The organism is Achromobacter sp. AONIH1, assembly GCF_002902905.1.
Classification (GTDB): Bacteria; Pseudomonadota; Gammaproteobacteria; order Burkholderiales; family Burkholderiaceae_B; genus Achromobacter.
Map to the genome: position 1 here is coordinate 3,966,483 of NZ_CP026124.1, position 16,125 is coordinate 3,982,607.

15 protein-coding genes are annotated in these 16,125 nt (G+C 67.8%); 5 read left to right on the forward strand and 10 right to left on the reverse strand.

The features are described from left to right. Positions 1–2 precede the first annotated feature (2 nt). The 4 genes from C2U31_RS18220 to C2U31_RS18235 form a co-directional block, all read right to left on the reverse strand. On the reverse strand, positions 3–1,169 hold the full coding sequence (locus C2U31_RS18220) for an acyl-CoA dehydrogenase family protein (protein WP_103274054.1): 1,167 nt from the start codon (positions 1,167–1,169) through the stop codon (positions 3–5). Then, the gene (locus C2U31_RS18225; protein ID WP_103274055.1) at positions 1,159–2,415 is read right to left on the reverse strand and encodes a CaiB/BaiF CoA-transferase family protein; all 1,257 of its coding nucleotides are present in this window, start codon (positions 2,413–2,415) and stop codon (positions 1,159–1,161) included. Before C2U31_RS18225 ends, C2U31_RS18220 begins: the two co-directional genes overlap by 11 nt. Further along, entirely contained in the window at positions 2,412–3,383 is a 972-nt protein-coding gene (locus C2U31_RS18230) for a tripartite tricarboxylate transporter substrate binding protein (RefSeq protein WP_103274056.1), read from the reverse strand. The genes C2U31_RS18225 and C2U31_RS18230 overlap by 4 nt, the downstream gene beginning before the upstream one ends. Before the next feature lie 66 nt (positions 3,384–3,449). After that, positions 3,450–3,875 carry a cupin domain-containing protein gene (locus C2U31_RS18235; protein WP_103274057.1) on the reverse strand — a complete coding sequence of 142 codons (426 nt, stop codon included), beginning with the start codon at positions 3,873–3,875 and terminating at the stop codon, positions 3,450–3,452. A 163-nt stretch (positions 3,876–4,038) separates the two neighbouring features. On the opposite strand from C2U31_RS18235, the gene folC reads away from it, so the two are divergent. The 4 genes from folC (at position 4,039) to purF (ending at position 8,321) form a co-directional block, all read left to right on the forward strand. After that, a complete protein-coding gene (gene folC / locus C2U31_RS18240; protein ID WP_103274058.1) occupies positions 4,039–5,349 on the forward strand; it encodes a bifunctional tetrahydrofolate synthase/dihydrofolate synthase in 1,311 nt (436 codons plus the stop codon). Between the two features lie 99 nt (positions 5,350–5,448). After that, the gene (locus tag C2U31_RS18245; protein ID WP_103274059.1) at positions 5,449–6,282 is read left to right on the forward strand and encodes an SPOR domain-containing protein; all 834 of its coding nucleotides are present in this window, start codon (positions 5,449–5,451) and stop codon (positions 6,280–6,282) included. Next, on the forward strand, positions 6,282–6,770 hold the full coding sequence (locus tag C2U31_RS18250; RefSeq protein ID WP_103274060.1) for a CvpA family protein: 489 nt from the start codon (positions 6,282–6,284) through the stop codon (positions 6,768–6,770). The genes C2U31_RS18245 and C2U31_RS18250 overlap by 1 nt, the downstream gene beginning before the upstream one ends. Positions 6,771–6,800: 30 nt before the next feature. Continuing rightward, positions 6,801–8,321, forward strand: a complete 1,521-nt coding sequence (gene purF, locus C2U31_RS18255; RefSeq protein ID WP_103274061.1) for an amidophosphoribosyltransferase — start codon at positions 6,801–6,803, stop codon at positions 8,319–8,321. Positions 8,322–8,410: 89 nt separating this feature from the next. Here purF and C2U31_RS18260 read toward each other — a convergent pair whose 3' ends face one another. From C2U31_RS18260 to map, 6 genes are all read right to left on the reverse strand, one after another. Then, positions 8,411–8,932 carry a M48 family metallopeptidase gene (locus C2U31_RS18260; RefSeq protein ID WP_103274062.1) on the reverse strand — a complete coding sequence of 174 codons (522 nt, stop codon included), beginning with the start codon at positions 8,930–8,932 and terminating at the stop codon, positions 8,411–8,413. Then, positions 8,920–9,525 carry a nucleotidyltransferase family protein gene (locus tag C2U31_RS18265; RefSeq protein WP_233772415.1) on the reverse strand — a complete coding sequence of 202 codons (606 nt, stop codon included), beginning with the start codon at positions 9,523–9,525 and terminating at the stop codon, positions 8,920–8,922. Before C2U31_RS18265 ends, C2U31_RS18260 begins: the two co-directional genes overlap by 13 nt. Before the next feature lie 6 nt (positions 9,526–9,531). Continuing rightward, complete coding sequence (locus C2U31_RS18270; RefSeq protein WP_103274063.1) at positions 9,532–10,014, reverse strand: disulfide bond formation protein B; 483 nt, start codon at positions 10,012–10,014, stop codon at positions 9,532–9,534. A 95-nt stretch (positions 10,015–10,109) separates the two neighbouring features. Further along, on the reverse strand, positions 10,110–10,823 hold the full coding sequence (locus tag C2U31_RS18275; RefSeq protein ID WP_103274064.1) for a MarC family protein: 714 nt from the start codon (positions 10,821–10,823) through the stop codon (positions 10,110–10,112). Positions 10,824–10,922: 99 nt separating this feature from the next. Next, a complete protein-coding gene (locus C2U31_RS18280; RefSeq protein WP_103274065.1) occupies positions 10,923–13,529 on the reverse strand; it encodes a [protein-PII] uridylyltransferase in 2,607 nt (868 codons plus the stop codon). 13 nt (positions 13,530–13,542) lie between these two features. Then, positions 13,543–14,364 (reverse strand): type I methionyl aminopeptidase, encoded by an 822-nt coding sequence (map, locus tag C2U31_RS18285; RefSeq protein ID WP_103274066.1) that lies wholly within the window; start codon positions 14,362–14,364, stop codon positions 13,543–13,545. 845 nt (positions 14,365–15,209) lie between these two features. Here map and rpsB point away from each other — a divergent pair. Next, the gene (rpsB, locus tag C2U31_RS18290) at positions 15,210–15,959 is read left to right on the forward strand and encodes a 30S ribosomal protein S2 (RefSeq protein WP_103274067.1); all 750 of its coding nucleotides are present in this window, start codon (positions 15,210–15,212) and stop codon (positions 15,957–15,959) included. Positions 15,960–16,125 lie beyond the last annotated feature (166 nt).

Sequence of the window (16,125 nt, forward strand, 5' to 3'; positions counted from 1 at the left end):
GCTCAATAGGACTTGGGCAGTCCCAGCACTTTCTCCGCGATGAAGCACAGGATCAGCTGCGGGCTGACCGGCGCGATGCGCGGAATGAAGCTCTCGCGCAGCAGCCGTTCCACGTGGTATTCCTTGGCGTAGCCCATGCCGCCCAGCGTCATGACGGCGGTCTGGCAGGCGTTGTAGCCGGCTTCGGCGGCCAGGTACTTGGCCGAGTTCGCGGCGGGGCCGCAGGGCTTGCCGGCGTCGTACAGGCTGGCCGCCTTGTATACCATCAGGTCGGCCGCTTCCAGCTGCATCCAGGCCTGGGCCAGCGGATGCTGCACGCCCTGGTTCTGGCCGATCGGGCGGCCGAACACCACGCGCTCGCCGGCATAGCGCACCGCGCGCTCCAGCGCGGCGCGGCCGATGCCCACTGCCTCGGCCGCGATCAGGATGCGTTCCGGGTTCAGGCCGTGCAGGATGTACTCGAAGCCTCGGCCTTCCTCGCCGACCCGGTCGGCCACGGGGATGCGCAGCCCGTCGATGAACAGCATGTTCGAGTCCACGGCCTTGCGGCCCATTTTCTCGATCTCCCGGACTTCCACCTTGGACCGGTCCAGGTCCGTATAGAACAGCGACAGGCCCTGGGTGGGCTTGTCCACCTCCGACAGCGGGGTGGTGCGCGCCAGCAGCAGCATCTTGTGCGCCACCTGGGCCGTCGAGATCCAGATCTTGCGGCCGTGGACCACGTACTCATCGCCCTGGCGCACGGCCCGCGTGCCCAGCTTGGTGGTGTCCAGCCCGGCGTCCGGCTCGGTCACGGCGAAACAGGCCTTTTCGCGGCCGGCGATCAGGGGCGGCAGCCAGCGGCGGCGCTGGGCGTCGTCGCCGAACACCACCACCGGATTCAGCCCGAAGATGTTCATGTGGACGGCCGACGCGCCGGCAAAGCCCGCGCCGGACGCGGCGATGGTCTGCATCATCAGCGCCGCCTCGGTCATGCCCAGGCCGGCGCCGCCGTATTCCTGCGGCATGGCGATGCCCAGCCAGCCGTCGCGGGCCAGGTCGGCGTGCAGCGGCTCGGGAAAGCCGCCTTCGCGGTCGCGCTCCAGCCAGTATTCGTCGGGATAGCGTTCACAGATGCGGGAGACGGCGGCGCGCAGCGCCTGCTGGTCGGGCGTGAATTCAAAGTCCATCTGGCGTTCCTGGGGGTTCCGGGGAATCGGGAGAAAGGGCGGCGCCGCGCGCGAACAGGGCGTCGATGGCGGCCTCGTCGTAACCGGCTTCCGCCAGCAGTTCGCGGCTGTGCTGGCCCAGCGCGGGGGCGGGGCGGCGGATGGCGGTGGGCGTGCCGGCGTAGCGGCCCAGCGGCGCGGGCGTGCGCAGGCGGCCTTCGGTGGGGTGGTCCTGCGCGCGGATGAAACCGGTGGCGGCCAGGTGTTCGTCATCCAGCAGGTCTTCGATGGCGTGCAGGCGGGCCGCCGGAATGTCGGCGCGCGCCAGGTCGGCCAGCCAGTCGTCCGTGGCGCGCTGGCGGACCACATCGGCGACGAAGGCGTAGACCTCACCGATGTGCGCGGCGCGCGCGCCGTGGCCGCGAAAGCGTGGATCGTCGGCCAGTTCCGGCCGGCCGATCAGGGCGAAGAAGTTGTGCCAGTGCTTGTCGTTGTAGATCAGCAGGCACAGGTAGCCGTCGGCCGTGGCGTAGGGCCGGCGGTGCGGCGCGAGCAGCCTGGCGTAGCCGACCGGGCCCAGCGGCGGGTCGAACGTGGCGCCGCCCAGGTGATCGCCCAGCGTCATGTGCGCCATGCCCTCGAACATGGGAATCTCGACCTGCTGGCCGCGTCCGCTGGCGCGGGCATGCAGCACGGCCGACACCAGCGCGATGGCGGCATGCAGGCCGACGGCGCGATCCGCCAGCGTCAGGGGCGCGTAGCGCGGCACCTCGCCGCTCTGCCGCGCATACAGCGCCGCGATGCCGGCCTGTCCCTGGATCAGGTCGTCGTAGGCGGGCCGCCCGGCGTAGGGTCCTTGCTCGCCGAAGCCATAGGCGCCCAGGTAGACGATGCGCGGATTGCGCGCCGCCACCGCTTCATAGGACAGGCCCAGCCTGGCCATGGCCTGGGGGCGGATGTTGTAGAGCAGGGCGTCGCAGCCCTCGGCTAGCCGAAGGCAGGCCTCGCGGCCCTCGGGCGTCTTCAGGTCCAGCGCGATCGAGCGCTTGTTGCGGTTCAGGTGCAGGTGCAGATGGCCCATGCCGGGATTGCGCATGGGGCCGACCGCGCGCAGGTTGTCGCCGGCGGGGGACTCGACCTTGACCACGTCCGCGCCCAGGTCGCCCAGCACCTGGGTGGCGTAGGGGCCCATGACGACCGAGCTGAGGTCCAGGATGCGCACGCCGGCCAGCGGGCCGGCGGCGGAAGAGGCGGGTTGCGGGCTCATTGCTGCTCGATCCCGGCATCGCGGATCAGCTTGCCCCACAGGTCGCGCTGCTCGCCCACGAAGCGGGCGAAGTCCTGCGGCGTGCCCGAGAACGCGTCGAAGCCCAGCGCGGCCAGGCGCTGGCGGGTCTCGGGCCTGGCGACGACCTGGTTGATCGCCGCGTTGAGCCGGGCGACGATCTCGGGCGGCAGTCCGGCCGGGCCGAAGTAACCGTTCCAGGAGTTCAGGTCGAAATCCGGCACGCCGGATTCGGCCATCGAGGGCAGGTCGGGGACGATGGCGCTGCGCTGCGCGGTGGACACCGCCAGCGCCCGCAACTGGCCGGACTGCACGAAGGGCAGGCCGGAAGCCAGGTCGGTGAACATGAAATCCACCTGTCCGCCGACCACGTCGGTCAGGCCCTGCGGCGTGCCTTTATAGGGCACGTGCAGGATGTCGATATTGGCGCGGCGGGCCAGCGTGGCGCCGGCCACGATGCCGGTGCTGTTGCCGCTGGCATAGGTGATGCGCCCGGGGCGCTGGCGCGCATCGGCGACCAGGTCGGCGACCGTTTTCCAGGGCCGTTTGGGGTTGGCGACCAGGATGAAGGGCAGGTTGCCGCCGCGCGCGATGGGCGTGAAGTCCTTCACGGGGTCGTAGGGCACGTTCTTCATCAGCCAGGGCGCGGCCGAGTGCGAGGTGTTGGTGGTGACGAAGATCGTGTAGCCGTCGGGGCGGGCGCGCGCCACCAGATTGGCGGCGATGGTGGCGTTGGCGCCGGGCTTGTTCTCGACGATGACCTGCTGGCCCAGGATGGACGAGAGTTCGTTGCCGAAAATGCGCCCGACCGCGTCGGTGCCGGAACCGGCGGGGAAGGGCACGATCAGCGTGATGGGCTTGGCGGGATAGTCCGCGGCGCGGACCGCGACCGCGGGCAGCAGGGCCGCGCTGGCAAGCAGCGCGGCGCCCAGCAGGCGCGATGGTTTCATGGCTGGTCTCCTTGGTGGAATGGCGCGGGCGGCTTCTGCGGCCGCCACGGCCGGCGGGGCGCCGCGTCAGGCGGCGGGGGGCGTCGGGAAGCCGCGTATCACGCGGTCCGGCGATTCTTCATAGGGTGGGGAGTAGATCACCAGCAGCCGCGCGGGCTGGTCGCTGGTCACGGTGAAGACGTGCGGCACGTCCGGCGGGAAATAGCAGCAGTCGCCCGCCGCCATGTCGGCCCATTCGTCCGCCACCTGCGCCCGCGCGGTGCCGGACAGCAGGTAGCAGACCTGTTCGATGCCGGGATGCGCATGCGGCAGGGCGCCCTGGCCCTTTTCGATCACGCCCAGCAGCACTTCCACGTGGCGCGAGCCGACGGTGTCGGGGCCGATCAGGCGCCGGTTGAGCGTGCCGGTGTGGTTGGCCGGGTGGTAGCCGGGCACATCGGCCTCGCGCACCAGCCAGGCAGGGGTGGGTTTCGCTCTGGTGTCCAGACTCATGCGGGCTCCATGAAATTCTCATTCATGAATTTATTTTTATATATGAGAAAAATATCGGCAAGGCATTTTGCGCGCGATTCCAGGCCGTCCAAGGGGGGATTAGGGAAAACGCCGGTCTCGCGCTGATAGAATCGCGTGTTGCGTTCCTCTCTGCCGTCCGTCCATGTCTCCTGTCCAAAAGCCCGCGCCCGCCGCCACCCTGTCCGATTGGCTGCGCTATCTGGAATCCATCCATGCCACGGCCATCGACATGGGCCTGGAGCGGGTGCGTGAGGTGGCCGATCGGCTGGGGCTGGCGCTGTCCGGCGTCAAGTTCGTGGTCGGCGGCACCAACGGCAAGGGGTCCACCTGCGCCATGCTGGAGGCCATTCTGCTGGCCGCGGGCTACAAGGTCGGGCTGTACACCTCGCCCCATCTCATCGATTTCAACGAGCGCGCCCGCGTCAACGGCCAGATCGCCACCGACGAGGCGCTGATCGAGCAGTTCCAGGCGGTTGAAGCCGCCCGGGGCGACACCTCGCTGACCTATTTCGAGTTCACCACCCTGGCGATCCTGCGCCTGTTCTCGCAGTCGCGGCTGGACGCCGTGGTGCTGGAAGTGGGCCTGGGCGGCCGGCTGGACGCGGTCAATATCGTCGACGCGGACTGCTCGATCGTCACCAGCGTGGACCTGGACCATATGGACTGGCTGGGCGACACGCGCGAGAAGATCGGCTTCGAGAAGGCGCATATCTACCGGTCGGGCAAGCCCGCCATCTGCAGCGATCCGTCGCCGCCGCAGTCGTTGCTGGACCATGCCGCCGCCATCGGCGCCGATCTGTGGCTGTTCAGCCGCGATTTCAATTACTCGGGCGATCGCCAGCAATGGGCCTACGGCGGGCGCGAACAGCGCCGCAGCGCGCTGGCCTATCCCGCGCTGCGCGGCGCCAACCAGCTGCTCAACGCCTCGGCGGCGCTGGCCGCGCTGGAATCGGTGCGCGAACTGCTGCCCGTGCCGCAGCAGGCCGTGCGCATGGGGTTGTTGCAGGCTTCGCTGCCCGGCCGTTTCCAGATCCTGCCCGGCCAGCCCGCCGTCATCCTGGACGTGGCGCACAATCCCCACGCCGCCGCGGTGCTGGCGCAGAACCTGGACAACATGGGTTTCCATCCGTATACCCACGCGGTCTTCGGCATGCTGAACGACAAGGACCTGGCGGGCGTCGTCGCCAAGCTGGGCTCGCGCGTCGACCATTGGTATTGCGCCGGCCTGCCGGGCCCGCGCGGCGCCAGCGGCGAAGACCTGGCGCGGCAGGTCGGCCAGGCCCTGCCGGCCGCGCCAGCGGGCGGTGAAAATCCCAGTGTGCAGGCCTATGCCGATCCCGCCGCGGCCTTCGCGGCAGCGCGCGAACGGGCTGCCGAGAATGATAGAATCGTGGCGTTCGGGTCGTTTCTCACCGTGGCCTCGGTTTTGCAGGCCCTGGGTCGCAAGGCATAGGCAAGAGCGCGGGCAATCGGGGCTAGATTCGGTTCATCGGCAAGGTGGCGGCAAGCCGCCGCGCCGTCCGCCGAAAGGCGCCGCAAGGAATTCTCTTCCATGGGTTTTTTCAAACGCAAAGATCCTGCCGACCAGGCGCAGTCCTCCAAACGGGCGGCCGTGCCCAGCGAAGTGCAGGCGGCGGAGTTGCGCGGCCGTGCGCGGCGCAGGCTGGCAGGCGCGATCGCGCTGGTCCTGGCGGCCGTCATCGTGCTGCCCATGGTGCTCGATTCCCAGCCGGTTCCGGTTGCGGACAATATCCCCATCAAGGTGCCGGAACGCAACACGCCGTTCCAGCCCCAGGTAAGCGAGCCGCAGGTCGCGCCGCCCGTGGCGTCCGCGCAGGGCGCGGGCCAGACGTCCGGCGCCGCCGCGCCGGCGGATCCCACGGGAACTATCCCAACGCCGCCGCCGGTGGTCTCGGTGCCGCCGCCCGTGATGACGGCCCAGCCGCAAGTGCCGCCCGCCGGCACCACGCCGGCGACGTCGGCCGCGGCGCAGCCGTCCAGGCCGGACCCCAAGCCTGCCGCCAAGCCCGATCCCAAGCCCGCCGCCAAGCCGGAAACGCGTACCGACGACGGCGCCCGCGCGCTGGCGTTGCTCGAGGGCCGCAGCGCGCCTGCCGCCACGCCGCCCGCCGCAAAGCCGGCCGCGACCAAGGGCAATTTCGTATTGCAGGTCGCCGCGTACACCACGTCCGATGACGCGCAGTCGCGGCGCAGCAAGCTGCATCAGGCCGGCGTGACCAACGCCTTCGTGGAGCAGGCGAACATCGGCGGCAAGCAGCAGTACCGTTTGCGCGTGGGGCCGTTCCCCTCGCGCGAGGCGGCGCAGGCGGCTCAGGCGCGGTTGCGCACGCTGGGCTATGACAACGGCTTCATCGCCGCCCAGTAGTGACCGGTTTCGACTTCGTCGTGCTGGCCATCCTGGTGGTATCGGGTGTGCTGGGCCTGGTGCGCGGCCTGCTGAAGGAAGTGCTGTCGCTGGTGGCGTATCTGCTGGCGTTCGTGGCGGCGATCTGGTGGGGGCCCACGGTCTACGCCTGGTTGGAGCCATACATTGAAACCACGCTGCTGCGCATGGGGGTTTCCTACGCGGCGGTGTTCATTATCGTGCTGCTAGGCGTGGGCCTGGTCAATATGACGCTTTCAGCCTTGATCCGCAGCACCGGACTGAGCCCGGCCGACCACGGCCTGGGCGGAATGTTCGGGCTGGCCCGCGGTCTGCTGATCGTGCTGGCGCTGGTCGCCGCCGCCGGTTACACGCCCTTGCCCCAGGAGCCCTGGTGGCGGGACGCCATGTTTTCGCATTCGGCCATCGAGGCCATCAAACATATCAAGACGTGGCTGCCGCCGTCGCTGGCGACCTGGCTGCCGTATTGATTTGCTTCACATCAACCAGGAACTCTCACCATGTGTGGAATCGTAGGGGTCATCGGGCGCGGGCCGGTCAACCAGCTGCTCTATGACAGCTTGCTGCTGTTGCAGCATCGCGGGCAGGACGCCGCGGGCATCGCAACGTCGCAAGGCAACCAGTTCAATATGTACAAGGCGCATGGCCTGGTGCGCGACGTGTTCCGCACCCGCAACATGCGCGCGCTGCCCGGCACGTCCGGCGTCGGCCAGGTACGCTATCCCACGGCGGGTTCCAGCGCCAGCGAGGAAGAGGCACAACCCTTCTACGTGAACGCCCCGTTCGGCATCATGTTCGCCCACAACGGCAACCTGACCAACTGGCGCGAGCTGCGCGAATCGCTTTACCGCGTCGACCGCCGCCACATCAACACCAATTCCGATTCCGAAGTCCTGCTGAACGTGCTGGCGCACGAACTGCAATCGGCCGCCAGCGGCGTGTCGCTGGACGACGATGCGATGTTCCGCGCGGTCGCGGCGGTGCACAAGCGCGTGCGCGGCGCCTACGCCGTGGTGGCTCAGATTTCCGGCTACGGCCTGCTGGCCTTCCGCGATCCGCATGGCATCCGTCCGCTGTGCATCGGCCGCCAGGAAACGGATGAGGGCGTCGAGTGGATGGTGGCGTCCGAGTCGGTGGCGCTGGAAGGCAGCGGCTTCGCCTTCGTGCGCGACGTGGCGCCGGGCGAGGCGGTCTTCATCGACCTGGACGGCCGTTTCGTCAGCCGCCAGTGCGCCGACAATCCGCAGCTGGTGCCCTGCATTTTCGAATACGTCTACTTCGCCCGGCCGGACTCGCTGATTGACGGCGCGTCGGTCTACGGCGCGCGTCTGCGCATGGGTGAATACCTGGCCGACAAGGTCGCGCGCAACATGCGCCTGGGCGACATCGACGTGGTCATGCCGATTCCGGATTCCTCGCGTCCCGCCGCCATGCAGCTGGCCGCGCGCCTGGGCCTGGATTACCGCGAGGGCCTGATCAAGAACCGTTACGTCGGCCGCACGTTCATCATGCCGGGCCAGGCTGTGCGCCGCAAATCCGTGCGCCAGAAGCTCAACGCCATCGGCATGGAGTTCAAGGGCAAGAACGTGCTGCTGGTGGATGATTCCATCGTGCGCGGCACGACCAGCCGCGAGATCGTGGACATGGCGCGCGCCGCCGGCGCCAACAAGGTCTATTTCGCCTCGGCCGCGCCTCCGGTGCGCTTCCCCAATGTGTACGGCATCGACATGCCGACGCAGCAGGAGCTGATCGCCACCGGCCGCAGCGACGAGGAAATCGCCCGCACCATCGGCGCCGATGCCTTGGTCTACCAGGATCTGCACGACATGCAGCAGGCCGTGCGCGACGTCAATCCCGCGCTGTCGCGTTTCGAGGCGTCCTGCTTCGACGGTGAATACGTCACGGGTGACATCACCGCCGAATACCTGGCGCGCCTGGGCCAGTCGCGCGGGCAAGCCAGCGATGGCGAATTGGCCGGCGGCCTGCAGTTCAACATGGGGTACGCGGCCAACGACGCCTGATCGTCGGGCGCTGTTGCCTGAAAAGCCGTCCCGGGAGGGACGGCTTTTTCATTCTGGCGCGCCGGCGGTGGGGCGGGGGAAGGGGTTTTTCAGCCCGCCGGCTCCCACAGCGCCTGCCGGGTCGCATCCAGGTGCGTCAGATACAGCCGCAGGTCGAACTCGTACTGGTGATACTGTGGTTCCATGCGCTGGCACAGGCCATAGAACGCCTTGTTGTGCTCTTTTTCCTTCAGGTGCGCCAGCTCGTGCACCACGATCATGCGCAGGAACTCCTCGGGCAGGTTGCGGAACAGCGTCGCCACGCGGATCTCGTGCTTGGCCTTGAGCTTGCCGCCCTGCACGCGCGATACATAGGTATGCTGGCCCAGCGCATGCTGCATGACCTGGATCTTGCTGTCATAGGCCACTTTGCTGATCGGGTCGCCGTTGCGGATGTAGGCGTTCTTCAGGTCGACCACGTAGTCATACAGCTGGCGGTCGGTGCGCACGCCATGCGGGCCTTGCGGATAACGGGCGCGCAGCGCCGGCCCCAGGCGGCCCTGGTCCATGAGCTTGCGGGCCTGGTCGAGCAGGGGGGGCGGGTAGCCGGTCAGGTATTTCAATGCGGACATGAATTCAGTTCGGGCGCGGCCGCGAGGCGCAGCCGGGGCCATTTCTCTGTATAGCGCTTGGCGCGCAGCCGTTGGGCGAAGAGCGCCGGATCGGCGAGCGCCGGGCTGGGGCGCAGGATCAAGGCATACAGGTCGGACAGCCCGTGCGGGCACAGGATGCGCAAGGCGTCGTCGCGCCCCAGCGAAACGCCGACGCAGGTCGCCGTTTCAGGCCAGGCGGCGATGCCGGCTTCCAGCGATGCGATGGGGGGCGGGACGCGCTCGCCATCGCGGCGCCACAGATGCACGCGCGCCTGATTGACCACTTCCCAGGGCGCGTCCGGCGCCGCCGCGCGCAGGCGGGCGGCCAGCCCGGTTTCACTTGCCGAGGACAGGTCGGCGGGATCGAAATAAACGAAATCCACGTCGGCGGGCGCATGGCTGCCAGCGGGCAGTCCGTGCAGGTGATTCCAGACCAGCGCCCGCACCGCGCCGGCGCCGATGCACCAGTCCAGCCCGGTCGCGCAGGCCCGCGCCGCGCGCAGCCAGCGCATCAGCGGCGCGTGGGCGCGGACCAGGGCGCGCAGCGCGTCGGCGCGGGGATCTTCAATCACTATTTGCTATGCGCGGCCGCAGCCGAAGGCGGCCCGCAGGGACAGCAGCAGCACGACCACGAACAGCGCCAGGCTCCACAGCGCGTATTCCACGCCCAGCACCGACACGACCGCGTCCATGCAGGTGGCGTAGATGCCGAACAGCCAGGGCACGGCGGCGTCCAGGCCTGCGCCGCTCATGAAGCGGTCGGCGAAGGTCTGGTCGCAGGACAGCATCTTGGCGGCCACGCTGTACTGGTACCAGGCGGCGACGACGCCCGCCAGGCCCAGCAGCGCGGCCAGCGCGCCGCAGACGCGCGTCAGGGCGCGGCCGCCGCCGAAGCCGCCAACCAGCGTCACCACGCCGATGACCAGGTAGATCAGGCGCTGCATCACGCACCAGGCGCAGGGCGGCATGTCGAACGCATGCTGGGAGATCAGGGCGACGCCGACGGCGCCGAAGCAGAACAGGGCGACCAGGCGTAGCAGGCGTTCGGAGCGGGAGGTCATGGTTTCAATGAATCTTGTAAGACGGGTTGGTGGAGCCGCGGCGCGGCACGGGGCAGGCCGGGGCCTGCGCGGGCCTTCCGGCCCGTGGCCTAGACCTAGACCTTGGGAACCGGAATTGGTTGCATGACCTGCTGCAGCACGCCGACCATCAGTTCGCGCGCGCCTTCCCAGAAGATCTGCACGCCCAGGCACAGCATGATGAAGGCCGACAGGCGCATGAACACGGCGGTGCCATTGTCGCCCAGCCGGTGCAGCATCTGCGCCGCGAAGCGCAGGCAGATATACAGGGTGACGGACACCACGATGATGCCCGGGATGGAGCCGGCCAGCCGGACCAGGCTCAGCGCGTGGTTCTGGTCGCGCAGCGACACGCCGACCGTGATGGCCGCGGCGATCGAGCCGGGGCCGCAGCTGATGGGGAAGGTCAGCGGGTAGAAGGCGCGGGCCTTGGCCATTTCCGGGGTGAACGATTCGGCCAGCCGCGCCACGCGCTCGGTGTCGGCGTCGGGCGAGTTGACCAGGCGCCAGGCGCTGGCGATCACCAGCATGCCGCCGCCCACGCGCACGATGGACAGCGAGATGCCGAAGAAGCTCAGCAGCACGTTGCCGGCGACCATGGCCACGACCAGCATCAGGCCGACGTTGACGGCGACCCGCTTGGACAGCACGGTGCGGGTCGAGGACGACGCGCCTTCGGTGAGCGACAGGAAGATGGGGGCGATGGCCGGCGGATTGAGAAAGGGCAGCAGGGTCGCCAGCGCGAAGAGAAAGCTTCCGCCGAACACGCGCAGGTAGTCGTAGAGCTGCATAGAGGGCCATCGCCGGAGCCAAAACCCGGATTGTATGCGTTGGCGGCCCGCGTGGCGATGCGCCGCGCGGGCCGTTATTGCTGCCGGGTCACGCTGCGATCAGGCCGCGCGCTGGCGGGCTTCCTCGCCGGCCAATGCGTCCAGGATGTCGCGCTCGAACTGCATCTGCGTGCGGGGCCGCTCCAGCGCCGCGCCGTCCACGATGAACACGTCCTCGACGCGGTCGCCCAGCGTCATGATCTTGGCCATGAGCAGGTTCACCTCGTGCCGCGCGAATACCTGCGCCAGCGCGTGCAGCAGGCCGGCGCGGTCGGTGGCGGTCACTGACAGGCGCCAGGACTTGCTGCGCTCGTCGGGCTGCAGTTCGGCCTGGGGCATGACAGGAAACACGCGTGAAACGCGCGACTGGCGCGCGCGGCCGTAGTAGCCACCCGTGTGCGCCGGCTGTTGCGCCGTGGCGGCGGGCGCCTTCAGGCGCTCGGCCAGTTCGTGTTCGACCAGTGTCGCCTGGGCGCGCAGGTCGGCGTCGCCCTCGGGCAGCAGCACGATGAAGCTGTCCAGCGCCCAGCCGTGGCGGGTGGTATGGATGCGGGCGTCCTGGATCGACAGCGACTTGGCGGCGAAATAGGCGCAGATGGCCACGAACAGATCGGGCACGTCGCGCGTGTAGACCATGATCTGCAGGCCTTCGCCCTGTTCGGTGGGGCGGGCTCGCACCACGGGCTCGGCCGGCGTCACCTGGTGATAGAGGTGGCGCGTGTGCCAGGCGATGTCCGAGGCGTCGTGGCGCAGGAAATAGGCCACGTCGAGCTGGTTCCAGAAGGCTTCGCGGGCGTCGTCGCGCAGGCCGGCGCGGCGGGTCAGGCGCGCGGCTTCTTCCTTGCGCTCGGCCAGCACGGTATGGGCGTCGGCATGGGCGCCGCCCAGCGCGGCCAGCGTCAGCCGGTACAGGTCTTCGAGCAGCTTGCCCTTCCAGGCGTTCCAGACCTTGGGGCTGGTGCCGCGGATGTCGGCCACGGTCAGCAGGTACAGGGCGGTCAGGTGGCGTTCGTCCTTGACGATGGCGGCGAAGTCCTGGATCACGGCAGGATCGGACAAGTCGCGCTTTTGCGCCACGGCGGACATGAGCAGGTGTTGGCGCACCAGGAATTCGGCCAGCTCGGTGTCCTCGGCGTCCAGCCCGTGCTCATGGGCGAAGCGGCGCAGGTCGCGCGCGCCGAGTTCGGAGTGATCGCCGCCGCGGCCCTTGGCGATGTCATGGAACAGCGCCGCGACATACAGCAGCCAGTGGCGGTCCAGGCCGGCGATCAGCTGGCTGGCCAGCGGATACTCCTGGGCGTGCTCGGGCATGGTGAAACGGCGCAGGTTGCGCACCACGGCCAGGGTGTGCTGGTCCACGGTATAGGCGTGGAACAGGTCGTGCTGCATCTGGCCGACGATGCGCCGGAACACCGGCAGATAGCGCGGCAGGATGTTCAGCATGGTCATGCGGCGCAGCTCGTGCACGATGCCGCGCGGCTGCTGCAGGATCTGCAGGAACAGCTTGCGGTTGACCGGGTTGCGGCGGAACTGCGCGTCGATGCGGTGGCGCGAATGCCAGATGGCGCGCAGCGTGCGCGCCGACATGCCGGTCAGCTCGGGATGTTGCTGCATGACGAGGAAGGCGCGCAGCAGCAGGGTCGGATTGCGCTCGAAACCGTCGTCACGGATGATGTCCAGCCGGTCGCGCAGGTTGCGGAAATCGTCGTCGATGTCGCGCGCGTCGCTGTCCGGGCGCGGGAACAGCCGCTCTTCGATGTTCTGCACCAGGATGACGTTGAGCTGGGTCACCAGCCGCGCCGCCCAGTAATAGCGCTGCATCAGCAGTTCGCTGCCGCGCCGCGTGGCGGTGGCGTGGATGCGGTAGATCTCGGCCAGCGCGGGTTGCAGGTCGAACAGCACGCGGTCTTCGCGGCGGCGGGCTAGCAGGTGCAGTTCGATGCGCAGCCGCTTGAAGGCCTGTTCGGCCTTGCGCAGGTCGCGCGCCTCGGACGGCGTCAGCAGGCCGGCCTGGGCCACCTGGCGCCAGTTGTCGCCGAAGCCGGCCGCGCGCGCCATCCACAGGATGACCTGCAGGTCGCGCAGGCCGCCGGGCGATTCCTTGCAGTTCGGCTCCAGCGCGTAGGGCGTGTCCTGGTAGCGGGCGTGACGCTGCTGCATCTCGACGCGCTTGGCGCGGAAGAAGGCGCGCGGGTCCAGCCGCGCCTTGGTGGCCGCGTCGAATTTCTTCATCAGCGCGCGGCTGCCCGCCAGCCAGCGCGATTCCAGCATCGCGGTTTCCACCGTGATGTCGGCCTCGGCTTCGCGCTGGCAGTCCTCGATGGTGCGCACGCTGTGGCCGGGCTCCAGGCCCAGGTCCCAGAGGGCCGCGACCAGGCGCTCGATCGCGGCTTCATCGTCGGCCGACGGCGCTTGCGGCAGCAGGATCAGCAGATCCACGTCCGAATGCGGGTACAGCTCGCCGCGGCCATAGCCGCCCACGGCCGCCAGCGCCGCGCCCTCGGGCAGGGGGTGTTGCTTGACCAGATCGCGCAGCGCGGCGTCGACGATCCGGCGCAATTCGGACAGCAGCGTGTCGGGGCGCTCGTGCTCGCGGAACTGGGCCACCGCCGTCCGCCGGGATTCCTGGATGCGTTCGCGCAGGGCGGCGAGGGGGGCGGCGGTCATGGTGGCGGCTGCGTCAGACGGCGGGGATGACGAGGGGTTCGGTGATGAAGGCGGGCGGCTGGGGCATGCCCGGCGACAGGGTCAGCACTTCATAGCCGGTATCGGTGACACATACAGCATGCTCCCATTGGGCCGACAGGCTGTGGTCGCGCGTCACGACCGTCCAGCCATCGGACAACTGGCGTATCTCGCGACGGCCGGCATTGATCATGGGCTCGATGGTGAACAGCATACCCGTCACCAATTTCACGCCCGTGCCTGGCTTGCCATAGTGCAGCACCTGCGGATCTTCATGGAAGCGTTGGCCGATGCCGTGGCCGCAGAACTCGCGCACCACGGAAAAGCCATTGGCCTCCGCGTGCTTCTGGATGGCGTGACCGATATCGCCCAGCGTGGCCCCGTTTTTGACCTGCTGGATGCCTTTCCACATGCACTCGAACGTGACGTCGGTCAGCCGGCGCGACAGGATGGACTGCTCGCCCACGTGATACATCCGGCTGGTGTCGCCGAACCAGCCATCCTTGATGATGGTCACGTCGATATTGAGGGAGTCCCCGTTTTTCAGGACCTTGTCGCCCGGAACGCCATGGCAGACCTGGTGGTTGACCGAGGTGCAGATGGCGCCGGGGAAGGGCGGGTAGCCAGGCGGGGCGTAGCCCACCGTGGCGGACTTCACCTTGAGTTCGTCGGTCAGGTATTCCAGGCAGAGCCGGTCCAGCTCGCCGGTGGTGACGCCCGGCTTGACGTGGGGGGTGATGAAGTCGAGAACCTTGGCGGCGTCCTGGCAGGCCGCGCGCATCTTGTTCAGGTCGTCCGGATTGGTAATGGTGCCCATGAAGTAACTGAAGCTCTCTTGCTTGAATGTCTGCTGGAAAGAATAGTAGAATTATAGGCTTCCCTAAATTTTTGGGGAGCGATGCGCGGCAGGAAGGCCTGGTCCGACGGGACGGAAAGCCTTTCATGTGCGCAAAGCAAGTAGTGTAGTAATCGGGTTTAGGTTACGGCAAAGAGCCTTCATCCGGTTTGTGCGATCTGGATTTGGTCGGTCGGCGCTCAGGCGCCCGGCAAGACGGCCCAGGCGGCGGTTTTTCCGATATCGGGATTCTTTGGCATCTGTGTCCGCAAGCGAAGGTTGTGGATGGCGGCAAGCAAAAGAACAACGACGCGGAAAGGGCGGCGGCGGGACGGCCTGGCGGGTTTCACGAGTGCGGAAAGACCGGAACGGCGAGCGCAGGCTGGAGCGGGGCATGCCCGTAAGCCCGGTCATGTTTTTGAGCGGCGATGCAGGTTCCCTGTGGACGGCGGCCTAAGTTCTTGGAAGACGGGTTTCCCGGTTTCTTGAAGAAATGCCCCGCGGTCTGATGCGTGCGCGGTAGCACAGGCGCATGAATGGAACTCGATTTCGCCACCGACGAAACAGGTCCGGGCGCGCTCCCATTTTTCTGGGGCGTCAGGCGGGCGGCAACGCAAGGCTCTTGGTCGTGATGGCCGTCTGGGTTTATCGCGGCAGAGCAGGTCGCGGGACGTCGCAAGGCGTCCTGAATGAATGCGGCAGTGATCGGCAGGTCCGGTTAAAATTTTTTCATCCCGCATGTGCGGGAAATCGCGCGCAACACCACCCAGGGTGTCGGCAAAGGCCGATGCAGGTGCGGCGCAAGAAATCAACCCTTGGAGAATAGAATGTCCCTGATGCGCGAAATGCTGGAAGCGGGTGTCCACTTTGGTCACCAGACCCGCTACTGGAACCCCAAGATGTCCCAATACATCTTCGGCCATCGCAACAAGATTCACATCATCAACCTCGAAAAGACGGTTGAGAAGTACGTCGAAGCCACCAAGTTCGTGAAGCAAGTGGCTGCTCGTGGCGGCAACATCCTGTTCGTCGGCACCAAGCGCGCCGCCCGTGAGCTGGTCGCCGTCGAAGCCGCCCGTTGCGGCATGCCCTTCGTCGACGCCCGCTGGCTCGGCGGCATGCTGACCAACTTCAAGACGGTCAAGACCTCGGTCAAGCGCCTGAAGGACATGGAAGCCCTGGTCGCCGAAGGCGGCGCCGAGCGCATGATCAAGAAGGAAGGCCTGCTGTTCCAGCGCGAACTGGAAAAGCTGAACAAGTCGATCGGCGGCATCAAGGATATGAACGGCCTGCCCGACGCCATCTTCGTGATCGACGTTGGCTACCACAAGATCGCCATCGCCGAAGCCAAGACGCTGGGCATCCCGGTCGTGGGCGTGGTTGACACCAACCACTCGCCCGACGGCATCGACTACGTCATCCCCGGCAACGACGACTCGGCCAAGGCCATCGCGCTGTACGCCAAGGGCATCGCCGACGCCGTGCTGGAAGGCCGCGAGCAGAACCTGAACGGTCTGGTCGAAGAGCTGGGCGAAGGCCAGGAAGAGTTCGTCGAAGTGCAGGACAACCAGGCCTAAGCCTGCTGTCATGTCCGGCGGTTAGTGTCTGGGAGCGGCGGTCGCCGCTCCCGCCTCGCCGGCATTGCGAGGATGGGCTCCCATCTTCCAGGCCCGCTGTACGCGGGCGTCCCATCGAATCACACCGCTGCCCCGCCAAGCCGGGGCATGTCTTAGCAAATTTGGA